At 35.3% G+C, this 17205-nt stretch carries 13 protein-coding genes and 1 riboswitch; of the genes, 3 read left to right on the forward strand and 10 right to left on the reverse strand.

Annotation, left to right across the window (positions count from 1 at the left end; all coding sequences use genetic code 11):
• Nucleotides 1-409: 409 nt before the first annotated feature.
• Nucleotides 410-538 (forward strand): hypothetical protein, encoded by a 129-nt coding sequence (locus tag BUA99_RS15460; protein WP_262487690.1) that lies wholly within the window; start codon nt 410-412, stop codon nt 536-538.
• 116 nt (nt 539-654) lie between these two features.
• Here BUA99_RS15460 and BUA99_RS02850 read toward each other — a convergent pair whose 3' ends face one another.
• A complete protein-coding gene (locus tag BUA99_RS02850; RefSeq protein WP_072988037.1) occupies nt 655-1098 on the reverse strand; it encodes a nucleoside deaminase in 444 nt (147 codons plus the stop codon).
• Nucleotides 1099-1187: 89 nt separating this feature from the next.
• Here BUA99_RS02850 and BUA99_RS02855 point away from each other — a divergent pair, with 89 nt between their 5' ends.
• Together BUA99_RS02855 and BUA99_RS02860 are read left to right on the forward strand one after the other, a co-directional pair.
• The gene (locus BUA99_RS02855; protein WP_072988040.1) at nt 1188-2969 is read left to right on the forward strand and encodes a 1-deoxy-D-xylulose-5-phosphate synthase; all 1782 of its coding nucleotides are present in this window, start codon (nt 1188-1190) and stop codon (nt 2967-2969) included.
• Nucleotides 2970-3007: 38 nt separating this feature from the next.
• On the forward strand, nt 3008-4042 hold the full coding sequence (locus tag BUA99_RS02860; RefSeq protein WP_234972889.1) for a DUF3078 domain-containing protein: 1035 nt from the start codon (nt 3008-3010) through the stop codon (nt 4040-4042).
• A 59-nt stretch (nt 4043-4101) separates the two neighbouring features.
• Here BUA99_RS02860 and BUA99_RS02865 read toward each other — a convergent pair whose 3' ends face one another.
• The 9 genes from BUA99_RS02865 to BUA99_RS02905 form a co-directional block, all read right to left on the reverse strand.
• Nucleotides 4102-5445: a deoxyguanosinetriphosphate triphosphohydrolase gene (locus tag BUA99_RS02865; protein WP_072988045.1), complete on the reverse strand. Its 1344-nt coding sequence runs from the start codon at nt 5443-5445 to the stop codon at nt 4102-4104.
• Between the two features lie 124 nt (nt 5446-5569).
• A complete protein-coding gene (locus BUA99_RS02870; protein WP_072988048.1) occupies nt 5570-6037 on the reverse strand; it encodes an RDD family protein in 468 nt (155 codons plus the stop codon).
• A 680-nt stretch (nt 6038-6717) separates the two neighbouring features.
• Entirely contained in the window at nt 6718-7674 is a 957-nt protein-coding gene (gene metF, locus BUA99_RS02875) for a methylenetetrahydrofolate reductase [NAD(P)H] (RefSeq protein WP_072988051.1), read from the reverse strand.
• 79 nt (nt 7675-7753) lie between these two features.
• On the reverse strand, nt 7754-10435 hold the full coding sequence (metH, locus tag BUA99_RS02880; RefSeq protein WP_072988699.1) for a methionine synthase: 2682 nt from the start codon (nt 10433-10435) through the stop codon (nt 7754-7756).
• Nucleotides 10436-11047: 612 nt separating this feature from the next.
• Entirely contained in the window at nt 11048-12049 is a 1002-nt protein-coding gene (locus BUA99_RS02885) for a homocysteine S-methyltransferase family protein (protein WP_072988054.1), read from the reverse strand.
• A gap of 244 nt (nt 12050-12293) precedes the next feature.
• Nucleotides 12294-12413: riboswitch (SAM riboswitch) on the reverse strand.
• Nucleotides 12414-12505: 92 nt separating this feature from the next.
• Nucleotides 12506-13558 (reverse strand): NAD(P)/FAD-dependent oxidoreductase, encoded by a 1053-nt coding sequence (locus BUA99_RS02890; RefSeq protein WP_072988057.1) that lies wholly within the window; start codon nt 13556-13558, stop codon nt 12506-12508.
• 141 nt (nt 13559-13699) lie between these two features.
• Entirely contained in the window at nt 13700-14341 is a 642-nt protein-coding gene (locus tag BUA99_RS02895) for a precorrin-2 dehydrogenase/sirohydrochlorin ferrochelatase family protein (RefSeq protein ID WP_234972890.1), read from the reverse strand.
• Complete coding sequence (gene cobA, locus BUA99_RS02900) at nt 14328-15122, reverse strand: uroporphyrinogen-III C-methyltransferase (RefSeq protein ID WP_072988059.1); 795 nt, start codon at nt 15120-15122, stop codon at nt 14328-14330. The genes BUA99_RS02895 and cobA overlap by 14 nt, the downstream gene beginning before the upstream one ends.
• The gene (locus BUA99_RS02905; protein ID WP_072988061.1) at nt 15112-17205 is read right to left on the reverse strand and encodes a nitrite/sulfite reductase; all 2094 of its coding nucleotides are present in this window, start codon (nt 17203-17205) and stop codon (nt 15112-15114) included. Before BUA99_RS02905 ends, cobA begins: the two co-directional genes overlap by 11 nt.

Here is a 17205-nt window from a genome sequence, read left to right on the forward strand (position 1 = left end):
CCCGTTTCATTGCTTTAAACCTTCACAAAAGGATGCCGCTATTATCCCTCATGCTATTTAAAAGTAAAGCAAATGTTTTAGAGGTAATCTAAATCAGGTTGTGCTCTATTTAAAGATCTGGAATAAACGTACTACCATCTTATTCCTTATATATCTATTCCATAATCAATAAGTATTGAAATAAATAAAATTAATACTAAAATAATCCGTTGGTTGTAATTATTCAAAACATCAGTTCGAGTATTTTTATGGAGTAAAACGGCGTAAAAAACGTATCGAAAATCGTTTTTAATGAAATTTTTCTTGTTCTCGATACATTTTTCTATCGAAAAATACTCGAACTGACGAAAAATCACCATCAAAAACTAATTACAACCAACGGGTTAAAGTAGATTCTCGTAATTTAAAAGTGACTTCTTATACAAAGCAGATTGCAAAGTTAAAACTGGAAAAAGAAGAATTAGAAAAAAAGCAAGAAGCGGAAGAAAAATTAAAAAAAGAAGAAAAAGAAAAGAAGGTACAAATTAAAAAAAATTAGAAAAGTTCAAAAGTTTAATACCTGATAAACATGAAAATAAATTTATCCTTACAAACCACTGTGCATTGTAAGGATTTTTTTATTCATATTCTGCTTACGAATTTTTATTATTAAAATTACTTTCTCTTTTTACTAAAGAATCGTTGCATTAAATTAGCAGCTTCAGCGGCTAGAATACCACTGACTACTTTAGTTTTAGGATGTAATTGTGTTCCCATTTTTACGTAACCACGATTATCATCCGTTGCACCATACACAATTTTCGAAATTTGGCTCCAGTACAATGCCCCAGCACACATTTGACAAGGCTCGAGTGTAACATAAAGCGTGCATCCGATTAAGTATTTTCCACCAAGATAATTTGCAGCAGCAGTGATTGATTGCATTTCGGCATGAGCCGTAACATCATTCAATAGTTCTGTTAAATTATGACCTCGGGCAATTATTTTATTATCGATCACAATAATAGCACCAACCGGAATTTCATCTTTATCAAAAGCTATTTCTGCTTCTTGTAACGCTTTTTTCATGAAATATTCGTCGGTGAAAAGATTTATCATTTTGTACTAAATTTATTGATCTTAATTTCTTTTTAAAACTACTTTTTTAACGATTGTAAAAATACAATTTCAAATCGTACATTTGCTTTATGACGACTAATATACTTTCAAACCTCAATAATCCCGCTGATTTACGTCTTCTCAATGAAGCCCAACTTCCTCAACTCGCTAGGGAATTACGTGACTTTATCATCAACATCGTATCTGTGAAAGAAGGACATTTAGGTGCTAGTTTAGGAGTGATAGAATTAACAATTGCACTACATTATGTGTTCGATACCCCTAATGATTTACTCGTTTGGGATGTAGGTCATCAAGCGTATGGACACAAGATTTTGACCGAGAGGAGAGAAGTTTTCCATACTAATAGACAAATAGGCGGTATCTCTGGCTTTCCTAAAAGAAGTGAAAGCATATACGATACCTTTGGCGTAGGCCACTCCTCCACTTCTATTTCAGCAGCATTAGGAATGGCAATTGCTTCTAACCTAAAAGGAGAAAGTGAAAAACAGCATATAGCAGTAATTGGCGATGCTTCAATAGCATCAGGAATGGCATTTGAAGGATTGAATCACGCTGGAGTAACTAATGCTAATTTATTGGTAATTCTTAATGATAACGCTATAGGAATTGATCCAAGCGTTGGCGCCTTAAAAAAATACTTGACTGCAGTTAAAGAAGGTAAAAACCCGAGACAAAATAATATGATAAAGTCATTGAATTTTGATTATTCAGGTCCTATTGACGGTAACGATATTTTTGCTGTAATAAAAGAATTAAAAAGACTAAAAAATTTAAAAGGCCCTAAGTTCCTTCACATCATAACTACTAAAGGAAAAGGACTTAAACAAGCCGAAGAGGATCAAGTAAAATACCATGCACCTGGAAAATTTGACGCTGTGACAGGCGAGATAATAAAAAAAATAGAGGATAATCTACCTCCTAAATTTCAAGATGTTTTTGGATTGACACTTTTAGATTTAGCCAAAAAAAATGAAAAAATTATTGGTATCACTCCTGCAATGCCATCTGGAAGCTCTATGAATTATATGATGACTGCTTTTCCAGATCGAGCTTTTGATGTGGGAATTGCTGAACAACATGCCGTCACTTTAGCCGCAGGAATGGCAACACAAGGAATGATTGTATATTGTAACATCTATTCTACTTTTTTACAAAGAGCCTACGATCAGGTAATTCACGATGTAGCCTTGCAAAACTTGCCTGTTATATTTTGTCTAGATAGGGCTGGATTAGTAGGTGAAGATGGCGCGACGCATCACGGCGTTTTTGATATAGCTTATTTACGCTGTATCCCAAATATGATTGTCTATGCTCCAAGAAATGAAATTGCGCTGCAAAATATTTTATACACAGCACAATTAGGGCTAAACCATCCTATTGCCATCCGATATCCGAGAGGTCGAGGGTTTATTGAAGATTGGCAATCCAACTATTTAGGGAAATACGAAAAAATAGAAATTGGAAAAAGTATTTGTCTACAAAAAGGGTCTAAAGTAGCTGTTTTATCGAATGGCACGATTGGAAACAATGTTTCTTTGGCTTTAGCCAACATAAAAAATCCTGAAATTATTGCGCATTACGATTTCCCATTCGTAAAACCATTAGATGAGGTTCAGTTGCACTCTATTTTTCAAAAATTCAAATCAGTTATAACAATCGAGGATGGAACCATAAAAGGTGGTTTTGGAGGTGCAATCGTAGAATTTGCAGCAGCAAATAATTATCACTGTAATATCAGTCTGCTCGGAATTCCTGATGAATTTATGGAACATGGAACTGTAGCTGAATTACAACAATCTTGCAAAATTGACGTTAAAAGTCTCGAAACTCTTTTTTCATCGTATTAAATTATTTATTTTCCCTGATTAAACATAACACTATTATAATGAAATTATTCTCTTACACTTTATTACTGATTTTCTTCACTTTATCTTTTCAATGTTTTGCTCAAGAAACTCCCGTAGTATATTTGTCAGATACACTTCAACCTGCTACTCATCAGTATATTGCAATGAAACCAACTGTAATTAAGCTGAAAATTCAAACAAAAACACAATATTTGCCGTTATCGTATTGGAATAACAAAAACACATTAGGTCTTGATATCTCTGAAGTAGCATTTGTCAACTGGAATGCTGGAGGAACTAGCTCTATTTCTGGATTATTAAAAGGAAAATTTCATAGAAATTATAGCAAAGGAAATTTGAACTGGTCTAACGAAGTTATTTTTAGATATGGAATAAATAAACAAGAAGGAAGAGACATTAGAAAAACAGATGATGCATTTCAATTGAATTCAACATTTGGCTATCGAACAGATGAAAATTCTAATTGGTTTCACTCCGCAAAATTTAATTTTAACACCCAGTTTACTAATGGTTATGCATACCCAAATACCAGCAAAGCAATATCAAAACCGTTTGCCCCAGCCTATATTTTTATGGGAATAGGAGCTGAAAATATTAATAAAGAAAAAAATAGAACTTTTTATATTTCGCCATTTACTTTCAAAACTACATTAGTTTTAGATCAAACATTAGCAAATGAAGGTGCTTACGGAGTTGATAAAGCTATTTATGATATTGAAAAGAATTTAATCAGTGAGGGAAGACAGTCCAGAATGGAACTTGGTTTTTTAATCACCAATAAATTTAAAAAAGAAATCATGAAAAACATAAGCATTGAAAATAGTTTAAGTTTATATTCTGATTATATCAATCGTTTTGGTAATGTTGATATCGACTGTGATTTGACGTTTGCTCTTGTAGTTAATCAGTATGTAAAAGCTAATATAGGAGCTCACGTAATATATGATGATGACATTAAAACTAAAAGAGAAGTTGCAGGAATGCAAGTTACAGAAGGTCCAAAAACGCAAATCAGACAAGCAATAGGCGTAGGAATAGAATATATTTTTTAGCAAAAAGTCCTAATAAAAAAATTTATTAGGACTTTTTTAAATTATTTCAATTCAAACTTCTAGTTTTTTACCGCAGTAATTGTTTTATAAAAAAGCAACGCATTTCCATCCGTCAGCATAGAGACAAAATGGCAAATATGAAGCAACCTTTCGTAAAGATTCTCTTTTTCAATATGATGCTTTTCTGGTAATAATTTTAGAATCAACGCATCATAATTGGACTCCTTTCCATCATATTTATTATTGTAAGCAGTGATAAATTTATCAAGAAGGGTTTGAATAATTTGGTAACCTATAATTTCTTTTTCAATCACCTCTCGACTTTGATAAATCTTGTCAACGCTGATTTTTATAATATCATCCATTTGGACTTTATACTTGCTTTTATCCATTAACGAATAAGGAAATTTTCCGTTTAAAATTGCTTCTTCATTTTCAACAAAAACTTTTACAGCGTCGTTTATCAAACTTCCAATAGCTAAGGCGCGTAAATAACTGATTCTGTCTTCTTTAGTTGTCAGCGTTTTATATTTTGAAATATCGATGCTATCCTTTACCAATTTGATTAAATATTCTAAAGCAAAATCTTCTGAAACTAGACCAAGATTAATACCATCTTCAAAATCAATAATTGTATAGCAAATATCATCGGCAGCTTCTACTAAATACGCTAATGGATGCCTTTCAAAACCAATATCATTTCCTGATTTGTTAGGAATCATTCCCATATCATCAGCTACTTCTTCAAAAAACTTTTTGTCAGTTTGAAAAAAACCATACTTTTTATCGGCAATATTTTTTGTTGGTTTCTTAGGTAGTGATTCTTTAGGGTATTTCATGAAAGCACCAAGCACGGCGTATGTCAATCTAATACTTCCTTCAATCCCGGGACGTGAACTTGTTACAACTGAAAAACCATTTGCATTACCCTCGAAATCAATTAGATCTTGCCATTCCTTTTCGGCGAGAAATTCTTTGTGTTTTTGTCCGTTTCCAATTGAAAAATACTCTCCAATTGCTTTTTCACCAGAATGACCAAAGGGAGGATTTCCAATGTCATGTGCCAGTGAGGCTGCGGCGACAATAGCCCCAAAATCATTCATATGAAAACCGTGAGCCTCTTTTAGATGTGGATATTTCTCGATAATCTTTTTGCCAACTAATCGTCCAAGAGAACGTCCCACCACTGAAACTTCTAAACTATGCGTTAAGCGGGTGTGCACAAAGTCGGTTTTAGAAAGCGGAATTACTTGGGTTTTATCCTGCAAGCTTCTAAACGCTGCTGAAAAAACAATTCGGTCATAATCAACTTCAAAACCTAAACGCGTATCATCTTGTTCTACCCGCAATCTTTTGCCTTTGTCGCCTTGCCTTCTTAGTGATAAAAGTTGTTCCCAGTTCATCATTATCAATTATAATTTTCTAAATTTTTAATGAGCGAATATAAAGAAAAAGAGGCCACATAAAGCAAAAAAAAGCTGCCAATAATGACAGCTGATTGAATTAATTTTTGATCATAAACACCATTTATAATTTCATTCTCGAAATATATTCATGTCTATTTATCACATAAGTGACTGATAATGTATCATGCCATCCTCTTGCATTGCTTGATAAAAATGAGAACGCTTCAATAGGTATCAAGCGAACTAATGTTCTAATAACAACACTTTTTGCTTTAGGTCGAATCCCATTGTGTTTTACAACCATAGTTTTTGTAAAATATTTTCCAAAAGTTCGTGAAAAATAGAGTTCCATAATTGTGTAATAAAAAAACATAACAACTAGTGCAAAAATTACATTTTCAACTATAGTTAGTGAAGTTATCCATTCTGATAATTTAAAATTACCTGTCAATTCTCCCATTATATTTATGGCTGCTCCAATACCGACTGTAAACATATAAACAATAAATAAGTCAATGATAAGGTTTAGGAACCGCTGTCCTTTAGAAGCTAATAAATCGTCGGTAATCGTAAATTCTTTAGTTTCCATTTTTTAGGTTTTAGTTCAGAAAAATAATAATTATAAAATATTACTATTTCTTATTGAAGGTTATTATTTAGTCGTGCAAAGTTAATCAATTCAAAACACAAAGTGGTTACATTATTGTATTCGAGTTTTATGAAATTCTCACTTCTATTAAAATGATTTTAATCGCTTCATTTCATTAATAAATTGTTAATCGCTTACCGCATAACCATAATAACATGCCAGAGATAATATCACGAAGTCGATCTCTACTGTTTTTTTGAAACGAACCAGTATATCTTTGTTGGATCAAGTTTTAACATGCTCCCAGTTAAATATTTAATAAACTTTGCGCTACTTTTTACAATCTAAAATTAATTTTCGACCTTATTACTTAATTTTAAAAACAATTTATCATGATTATGTAGCAGCATTCTATTTTAAATCTGCACTTTCCTCTTAAATCAATTAAAACAATAATTGCAGTTTTTCTAATTTATTTATTACCCTCAATGCTTGAACATAAACTATCATTTGCATTAAAGTCTCTGTTTAAAAAACAAAACTTTACTATTACAAAACAATTATAATAAAATAGACAAAAATTAAAATATACAATTCTAATTTTGTTTTGAAATTAATGACTAGATGTACAAAATGATTAAACGATTATCATTCAGCAAAATAGAATACAAGTATTAAAATTAAAAAATTTCATTCGCAATTTGTTTAATATTTTCAGATTTTCCCATAGAATAGTAATGCAATACAGGAACACCTGCGGCTTTAAGCTCCCTTGATTGCTGGATAGCCCATTCTATTCCAACTTTTTTAATTGCAACATTATCTTTACAATTATCTACCGCTTGTATCAAATCCTCAGGTAAATCAATACGAAAAATTTGAGGTAAAACCTGTAAATGTCTTTGTATAGCAAGCGGTTTGATACCAGGAATGATAGGTACTGTAATTCCCATTTCTCGTGCTTTAGCAACAAACTGAAAATATTTTTCATTATCAAAAAACATTTGAGTTACGACATAGTCGGCTCCAGCATCAACTTTTTCTTTTAAACGTTTTAGATCAGAAAGCAGTGATGGAGATTCTAAATGTTTCTCGGGATAACCGGCAACTCCAATACAAAAATCAGCTTTGTTGTCTACGTGGATCACATCATGCAAATACTTTCCTTCATTCAACAACTTTATTTGCTGCACAAGATCTATTGCGTGGCAATTTCCACCCATTTTTGGCACAAAGGACTGCTCCTCTTTCATCGCATCACCGCGTAAGGCCATGACATTATTGATGCCTAAGTAATGACAGTCAACTAATAGATACTCGGTTTCTTCTTTGGTAAATCCTCCACAAAGCACATGTGGCACTGTATCGACATTGTACTTATGTTTGATTGAAGCACATATTCCCAGTGTACCTGGTCGCATTCTTGTTAATTTTTTATCTAATAAACCATTTCCTTTATCTACATAAATAAACTCCTCTCGGGAGGTCGTCACATCAATAAACGGCGGTTTAAACTCCATTAACGGATCGATATTATCGTATAATTCCTGAATACTTTTCCCCTTTTGAGGCGGAATAATTTCAAAAGAAAATAATGTTTCGCCTTTTGCTTTTTCTATATGTTGTGTTACTTTCATTATTAAGTCTTAATGTTTGATAGTCGAAGGTCGAAAGTCATCTCTTTAAGACGTTATGACTTTTGACTGTACGACAAAATTAATCTGCAATATTTGGACTCAGCCACTTCGTTGCCACTTCAGTAGACACGCTTCTTCGCTTGGCGTAATCAATCACTTGATCTTCTTTTATTTTCCCGAGTCCAAAGTACTTACTTTCTGGATTTCCAAAATAATAACCTGATACTGACGAAGCGGGCCACATTGCCATACTTTCAGTCAGTGTCACTCCAATTTCTTGTTCTACATTTAGCAATTTCCATATAGTTGGCTTTTCTAAGTGATCTGGACAAGCCGGATAGCCTGGTGCAGGACGGATTCCTTTATACACTTCTTCAATCATGGACTCCGTACTTAAATTTTCATCAGCCGCGTAACCCCAAATTTCCTTACGGATCTTTTCGTGTAAATACTCGGCGAAAGCTTCAGCAAATCGATCTGCTAAAGCTTTCACCATAATCGAATTATAGTCGTCTAAATCTCTTTCAAATTCGGCTGCCCATTCATCAACACCAAAACCAGTTGTTACACAAAAACAGCCCATATAATCAGTTTTACCACTATCTTTTGGCGCAATAAAATCAGATAAAGCAATATTTGGAGCGCCTTTGGTTTTCAGCGACTGTTGACGAAGCGTTATGAATTTTTCTACCACTTTTCCCTCTTCATTTTTTAGTTCAATATCATCATCATTGACCTGATTCGCTGGGAAAATTCCGTAGATGCCTTTAGCCGTCAATTTCTTTTCTTTTAAAATAACATCCAACATTTCTTTGGCATCAGCAAAAACAGAAGTGGCTTGCTCGCCTACAACCTCATCAGTTAAAATCGCTGGATATTTCCCAAACAACTGCCAAGTTCTAAAAAAGGGCGTCCAATCGATATACGGAACTAAGATGTCCAAATTAACTTCGATAGCTTTCGTTCCAATAAAATTTGGCTTTTTTAGACTGAAGCTGTTCCAATCTAATTGTAGTTTGTTTTTTCGTGCTTGCTCTATCGTTAAGAAGTTTTTATCGCGGGAACGGTTTAAAAACGTCTCTCTAAAAGCATCATACTCTGCTCGAATATCACTTGCATATATTTTTTTGTCTTTATTCAATAAACTCCCCGCAACTGTAACTGCTCTTGAAGCATCGTTTACGTGAATAACCGTTTCTCTATACTGAGGTGCAATTTTCACGGCAGTATGGGCTCGTGATGTTGTTGCTCCGCCAATCATTATTGGAATTTTTAAACCTTGTTTATCTAATTCTTTTGCCAGATATACCATTTCGTCTAATGACGGTGTAATTAATCCGCTTAATCCTATGATATCGACGTTGTGCTCTATCGCAGCCGCAATAATTTTTTCTGGAGGCACCATTACACCAAGATCTACAATTTCGTAATTATTACAAGCTAAAACTACCGAAACAATATTTTTCCCTATGTCGTGTACATCTCCTTTTACCGTTGCCATCAATATTTTGCCGTTCCCTCGCTTGTCGCCCGCTTGCTTGCTAGCTTCAATATAAGGCAGTAAATAGGCTACCGCTTTTTTCATTACACGAGCTGATTTTACCACTTGCGGTAAAAACATTTTCCCTGAACCAAATAAATCTCCTACGACATTCATCCCCGTCATCAAGTTGATTTCAATAACTTCAATAGGCTTTGTAGCCACCAATCGTGCTTCTTCAACATCCTCTTCAATAAATTGATCAATCCCTTTCACCAGTGAATGTGTAATTCTTTCTTGCACCGTTCCTGATCGCCATTCTTGAACTGCTTTTTCATTGCTTTTTGTGTCGCCCTTCACGTTTTCAGCAAAATCAAGTAAACGCTCTGTCGCATCATCGCGTCTGTTTAGAATTACGTCCTCAACACGTTCTAAAAGATCCTTTGGAATTTCGTCATAAATCGATAACATTTCTGGATTTACAATTCCCATTGTCATTCCGTTTTGAATAGCATGGTACAAAAAAACCGAGTGCATGGCCTCTCGCACCGTATCATTCCCTCTAAAAGAAAAAGAAACATTACTCACCCCACCACTAATATGTGCATGCGGCAAGTTTTCACGAACCCATTTTGTTCCTCTGAAAAAATCCAAAGCATTTAAGCGGTGTTCTTCCATTCCTGTTGCTACGGGAAATATATTTAAATCGAAAATAATATCTTGAGCAGGAAAACCAACTTTATCCACTAATATATCATACGACCGCTGGCAAATCTCGATTCGGCGCTCGTAATTATCAGCTTGTCCAGTTTCATCAAAAGCCATCACAATGACTGCAGCGCCGTAACGCTTGATTAATTTAGCATGATGAATAAAGGCTTCTTTACCTTCTTTCAAAGAAATAGAATTTACCACACTCTTTCCTTGTACCACCTTCAAACCGGCTTCGATAATCTCCCATTTCGAGCTATCAATCATAATTGGCACACGCGAAATATCAGGCTCGGCAGCGATTAAATTCAGAAATTTTGTCATCGCATATACCCCATCAAGCATCCCTTCATCCATATTAATATCGATGATTTGGGCGCCGCCTTCCACTTGCTCCTTGGCAATACTCAGTGCTTCTTCATATTTTTCTTCCTTGATTAATCGAAGGAATTTTCTAGAACCCGTAACATTGGTACGTTCCCCAATATTCACAAACACGCTATCTGGCCTAATGATCAAAGGCTCTAATCCCGCCAATACAAGGTTTCTTCTAGTTTTTTTTTCTGCCATTTTATTTATTTTTAATCCTTCAAGGTCTAACAACCAAGGAGGTTCAGCTTTTTTGTTTTTGCTATAAAGCCATTTATTTATTTGTGCGTGCCCCAAAAGGGTCAGGCTATTCGTTCCCGCTCTTTTTCTTGAATTGCCTCGGATTTAAACTCGAGGCAATTCAAGAAAAAGGAGCTCCACTACTATCCCTCACGCGGTTTAATGCTTTCCATCTCACTCCCATTTCTTTTTGTCATTGCGAGGAACGAAACGATCTCATACAGTAATTCCATCAACATTATCTTATTTACCTCATTCCCTTTAAGGAAGAATTACATCAGTTACTCTCTACGTGATTCCTTCGTTCCTGGGAATGACAAAGCTAAAATCTATACTTTTATTATCTTTGCGGGCACGGATTACAAATCTGCGCTATCTGCTTTAAACTCGAGGTAATTCAATAATAAAAGCTCCACTGTTATCCCTCACGCGAGTCTATGCATTCAAAGTCAACTGTATTCTATTTTTCAGTCTATATTCTTATCTTTCCGAGAAAGGAGGAATCTTTGTTACAAGAGCAACTTGATTAGATTCTTCGTTCCTCAGAATGACAAAATAGTAAAGTTTTACGTCTTACAGCAACTCATTCGAAACTCTGGGTTTGTATTCCTTAGCGATATCTGCGATTAGCCTAATGTGCTCTGGTGTTGTCCCACAGCATCCACCAATGATATTTACTAAATTATCGTCGAGGTACGTTTTTATCTGTGCTTGCATTTCCTCTGGTGTTTCATCGTATTCACCAAAGGCGTTAGGCAATCCTGCATTAGGATGCGCTGATACATTGAAAGACGTATTTTGAGATAGCGTTTGCAAATAAGGCTTTAATAAATCGGCTCCTAAAGCGCAATTGAATCCTACACTCAACAGCGGAATATGTGAAACTGAAACTAAAAAAGCTTCCACTGTTTGCCCTGAAAGTGTTCTTCCCGATGCATCCGTAATGGTTCCAGAAACCATGATTGGAATGTCAATATTGCGTTTGTCTTTTACTTCTTCGATCGCAAAAAGTGCTGCTTTGGCATTTAAAGTATCGAAAATAGTTTCAACTAATAATAAATCACTTCCACCGTCAATTAAGGCTTCAACTTGTTGCTTGTATGCAACACGCAAATCATCAAAAGTTACAGCCCTGTAACCTGGATCATTTACATCTGGCGACATGCTGGCCGTGCGATTGGTTGGCCCGATTGAACCCGCTACAAAACGAGGTTTATCTGGATTTTTGGCTGTGAATTCATCGGCTACTTCACGGGCAATCCGTGCCGATTCATAATTCAATTCATAAACAATGTCTTCTAAGTGATAATCAGCCATCCCAATTGTGGTGCCTGAGAAGGTATTGGTTTCTACAATATCTGCTCCTGCTTCAAAATAGGCTACGTGAACGGCGCGAATTGATTGTGGCTGTGTGAGTGATAGTAAATCATTATTACCTTTAAGAGAATGCGGAAAATCTTTAAAACGTTCTCCTCTAAAATCTTCTTCAGAGAAGTTGTATCGTTGCAACATAGTTCCCATGGCTCCATCGAGAATGAGTATGTTTTTTTTAATGGCTTCGTAAATGCTTGACATAACTTTTTATTTCTTAAAAATCACAATCGATATTGCGATTTATACTTTTGATTACTAATTACAAAAGTTCACTATTGTTTGTCTTTAGCCCTGATGGTAGCGGCATCCTATTGTGCCGGTGTTCGGCGCAATAGATATAGCGTACAACAGGAGGAGTCATGATTAAGAGACCAATCGTCTGCTCTAAAAAAATAATATTAATGTTGTCAAGAAAAGTTTTGAGAAATACGTGAGATGTATTCTTGTGTTATCTATCTTAGATACTGAAATAATTTCAGTGTAAAGTAGAATGTAGCACCTTCTTTAAAGATAAAGGGTTGCTAAGGTTTCATTGGGTCTTTCCCTCCGCCTTTCGTGATAACTGTCAATAAATATAGGAACGGTGCAAAGTAAAGACAAAGCGCTAATACTTGCAAGTATTAGCGCTTTAATTTTTAACTAGTTTGTAGTAAGTTGTTAAACTATCGCCTTCACTACTGCTTTTGGTGCTTCTTTACGAGTTCCATCAAAGCCGTCAACTCCCGAAACTGTTGTGTATTTCAATACATACTTTTTACCTGGATTGATAATTTGATAGGCTGCTTGGCACATTATAGTGGCCTCATGGAAACCACAAAGAATTAATTTTAATTTTCCAGGATACGTATTCACATCTCCTATTGCAAAAATTCCCGGAATATTTGTTTGATAATCTAATGAATTATTTACTTTGATTGCATTTTTTTCAATCTTTAATCCCCAATTTCCTATCGGACCTAATTTTGGTGTAAGTCCAAAAAGCGGAATAAAATAATCCGTTTCTATGGTTCTTCTGGCGCCATTTTCATCAAGTACAACGGATTCGATATGCTCTGCTCCATTGAGTCCTACTACTTCAGCGGGTGTAATCAACCTGATTTTTCCGGCATCTTTTAATTCCTGGACTTTTTCAACAGAATCTAATGCTCCTCTAAATTCATTTCGTCTATGAATCAAAGTCACTTCAGAGGCAACGTTAGAAAGGAATATACTCCAGTCTAAAGCAGAATCGCCGCCACCTGAAATAACGACTCTTTTATCTCTAAATTTTTCTGGGTTTTTAATAAAATACTTGATTCCTTTACCTTCATAAAAATTGATTCCATCAATAAGTGGTTTTCTAGGTTCAAAACTTCCTAGACCTCCAGCAATAGCCACTACCGAAGCTTGAATTTTGGTTCCATTATTTGAAGTAACAATAAAACTCCCATCCTCTTGCTTGTCAATCGTTTCTGCTCGTTCTCCAAGTGTAAATCCAGGCTCAAATTGCTTGATTTGTTCCATCAGATTATTCACTAAATCACCTGCTAAAACTTCAGGAAATCCCGGAATATCATAAATTGGTTTTTTAGGATACAATTCTGATAATTGACCACCCACTTGCGGGAGTGCATCTAATATATGGCATTTTAATTTCAATAATCCTGCTTCAAAAACGGCAAATAAGCCAGTTGGTCCAGCTCCTATTATAAGTATGTCTGTTTTAATCATTTTTTTTTAATTAATCTCCTCAACTCCCTAATTGGAGATTGAGAAAGCATTTTATATTTAGTGCAAAGTAACTATTGTTTCTTTTATTTTTTGATGACAAATATCATAATTATCCGTTTTAAAAAAAACAGAAAGTTGTTATTAAGATTTATTACAATTTATGCCTAAGGCTTGCGGCTTGTTTTTCAGACTCTTTGTAGAGGCTATAGGGTTTTTTAAGGCTTCGGTGATCTCATTCATTTTCTGAACTTTCTCTTCAAAATTACCTTTCAAAGTCTTGCGATATTCATTCAAGTTTTCAACCATTTTATTGATGTCTTCCGGAATTACCTCTTCAAAAAACTCTCGCAATCTTTTGGCCGTTGTTGGTGATTTTCCGTTAGTTGAAATCGCAATTTTCACATTCCCTTTGGTTACAATTCCGCCTAAATAATAATCGCATAAAGGCGGTGTGTCTGCAATGTTGCAAATCAAAAATCTTTTTCTAGACAAATCATATATTCTTTTATTTACCTTCAAATCATCGGTGCAAGCAATTACCATGTGGCGTTTGCGCAACATCCAGCGATTGAACTTTCTATACGTCAGCTTTACGGATGGATGGGTTACCGCCAACGCTTCTAATTCAGGTAAAAATTTCGGTGCCACTACCTCAACAGTTGCATTTGGACTAGATTTTAATAAAAAGGACAACTTTTCTAAACCTACATTTCCTCCACCCACAATAAGTGTACTCAAATTGTGTAATTTCAAAAATATGGGATACAATTCATTCCTTTCCATAAACTAGCACCTTATTGTGATGTGATTTCAATTCTTTATAGAAACCGCTTCTTTTCTTACTATCTCCTACAACTTCTCCAATAACAATGATGGCAGGAGAACTTAAATTTTTATCTGTAACAATTTTTTGAATCGTATTTACCGTTCCAATTCCGACTTGCTCCTGTGGAGTGGTTCCGTTTTGTATAATTGCAACAGGCATTTCTCCTTTTGATTCTTTTTGGAACAAAGCCACAATTTCATCTAGCTTACTCATGCCCATCAAAATCACAACAGTTGCAGTGGATTGCGCTGCTAAGACCACATCAGTTGATAATTTACGGGCAGAAGTAGTGCCTGTTATCACCCAAAAGCTCTCTGAAACACCTCTTTTTGTCAATGAAATTCCTTGCGATGCAGGAACTGCAATCGATGATGAAATCCCAGGAACCACAAACGTAGGAATTCCGAAACTTTCAGCGAATTCTATTTCTTCTATTCCTCTTCCAAAGATAAATGGGTCTCCACCTTTCAACCGAACCACATGTCCATAAGTCAATGCATTATCTACAATCAACTGATTGATTTCAAGTTGTGTGTAAGCATGACAACCTTTTCTTTTGCCAACAAATATTTTTAGTGCTTTTTTAGGAGCAAAAGAAAGTAGATCTTCGTTTGCCAGAGCATCGTATAAGACCACATCCGCTTCTGCTAGGACTTTTGCACCTTTTATAGTCAATAAATCTGGATCTCCCGGTCCAGCGCCAACTAATGTAATTCGAGAATTTATTTTATTTTTCATCTAAAAGGTCTTTAGCTCTGAATGTTTCAATAGTTTCAAAAAAAGTGACTGCTTCCTCTAAATATTTTTTGGCAAAAGCCTCAGAAGGTTCATTTTGATTGATCTGAAATACTAATTCTTTCAAACTGGTTTTTAAGGGAATTTTTTTTGTTGCCACAAAAACAGTGTCAAATAAATCGATTATTCCAGCTTGATGATTTGTTTTTTGGTTTTCTGAAAGTAATAAGGCTTTAGATCCATTTACAAAACCAGCATAAGCGTGATAAATAGCGTCTGTATGATTTTTATCTTCAAAAGCTTCTCTGGCAAATGTCAACTTATCTTTAGCTTCCAATAAAAGCGTAGCAACTAAATCAATCACAACTCCTGCACATTCGCCTACACCAACTGCTTTAACATAATTATCAGCATTTCCCCAATCTACAAAATCAGCTTCGGTAAGATTAGCCAAGTCGGCTAAGGGTTTCAACATTTCATAGAAATATTTCTCGCCTTTGGCATCATAATAATTCAAGAATGATTGTCCATTTGTATTAGCTTCAAAATCATTTAAAATGTACCGCAATGCATCAGGTCCTCTCCGGCTTGGAATTTTGATTACTTTATCTGAAAATCGTCCTGATCCATTTCCTAAATTTCCACCGCCCAATAATACTTGAAGTGCTGGTGCAACAAGTTTTCCAGCATTGATTGACATTCCTTGAAAACCTATTTCGGCCATATTGTGTTGTCCACAAGCATTCATACAACCACTAATTTTGATCGTGATTTCGCGATTATCCCTGTATTGAGGATATTCTGCTGCTAGTACTCGTTCTAATTCTACTGCAATTCCGGTGCTGCTTGCAATTCCTAGATTACAGGTATCTGTTCCCGGGCAGGCTGTGATGTCTGAAATTGTATTGTATCCCAAGGTTACAAAATCTAATTTGGCCAATTCTTGATAGAAAAACGGCAAATTTTGTTCTTTCACGTGGCGAATCAAAATATCTTGTCTCAATGTAAAGCGCAGTTCATTAGCTGCATAATTTTTTATTAAGTCCGCTAATAATCGTGCTTTGTCAGTATAAAAATCACCTAATAAAACTTTAATTCCAATGGCATAATATCCTTCTTGTTTTTGAGCGATTACGTTTGAATTTTTCCACGCCTCAAAAGCTACTCTATCTTCGATTTCTACTTCCGGCGCTTCTAATAGAGGAGCTGGAATTGCACCATCAAAAGCTGTTGTATCTATTTCAACTACGTGGTGTGACAAGGCAAGTTTCTCTTCATCGACTAAACGTAAGAATTCATCGCGTCCGATATCTTTAATTAAGAATTTCATCCGTGCTTTCAACCTTTTAGCTCTTTCGCCAAAGCGATCAAATATTCGCAAAACTCCTTCAGTAGTTGGAATAATTTGGTTCACCGGAATAAATTCTGATAATAATTCGGCGTGGCTTGGTTGAGAACCTAATCCACCACCAAGCATTACTTTGAATCCTCTTTCTCCATTTACAATCCTTGGAATAAAACCTAAATCATGTAAATAACTCAAGGCAGTATCTTTATCAGAAGACGAAAATGAAATTTTGAATTTGCGCCCCATTTCTTGACAAATGGGATTTCTTAAAAAAAATTGAAACATAGCGTGTGCATAGGGAGAGACATCAAAGAGTTCCTCTACATCAATTCCTGCCGTTTCACTCGCTGTAATGTTTCTGACCGTATTGCCACAAGCTTCACGAAGTGTAACGTCATCTTTCTCTAATTCAGCCCATAATTGCGGTGTTCTATCTAAACTCACATAGTGAATCTGGATATCCTGCCGTGTTGTTATATGCAAACGCCCGGTTGAATATTCGTCAGATACTTTTGTAATCCGCAGTAATTGTTCGCTTGTCACTTTGCCAAAAGGCAACTTAATCCGAATCATTTGAACGCCTTCCTGACGCTGACCATACACTCCTCTCGCCAAACGAAGGCTACGGAAGCGCTCGTCGTCAATTTTTCCATTACGGAATAAAGCAATTTTTTTTTCTAAATCGATAATGTCTTTTTGGACAATCGGGTCTTCTATTTCGGTTCTAAAACTTTCCAT

Source organism: Flavobacterium segetis (assembly GCF_900129575.1).
GTDB lineage: Bacteria > Bacteroidota > Bacteroidia > Flavobacteriales > Flavobacteriaceae > Flavobacterium > Flavobacterium segetis.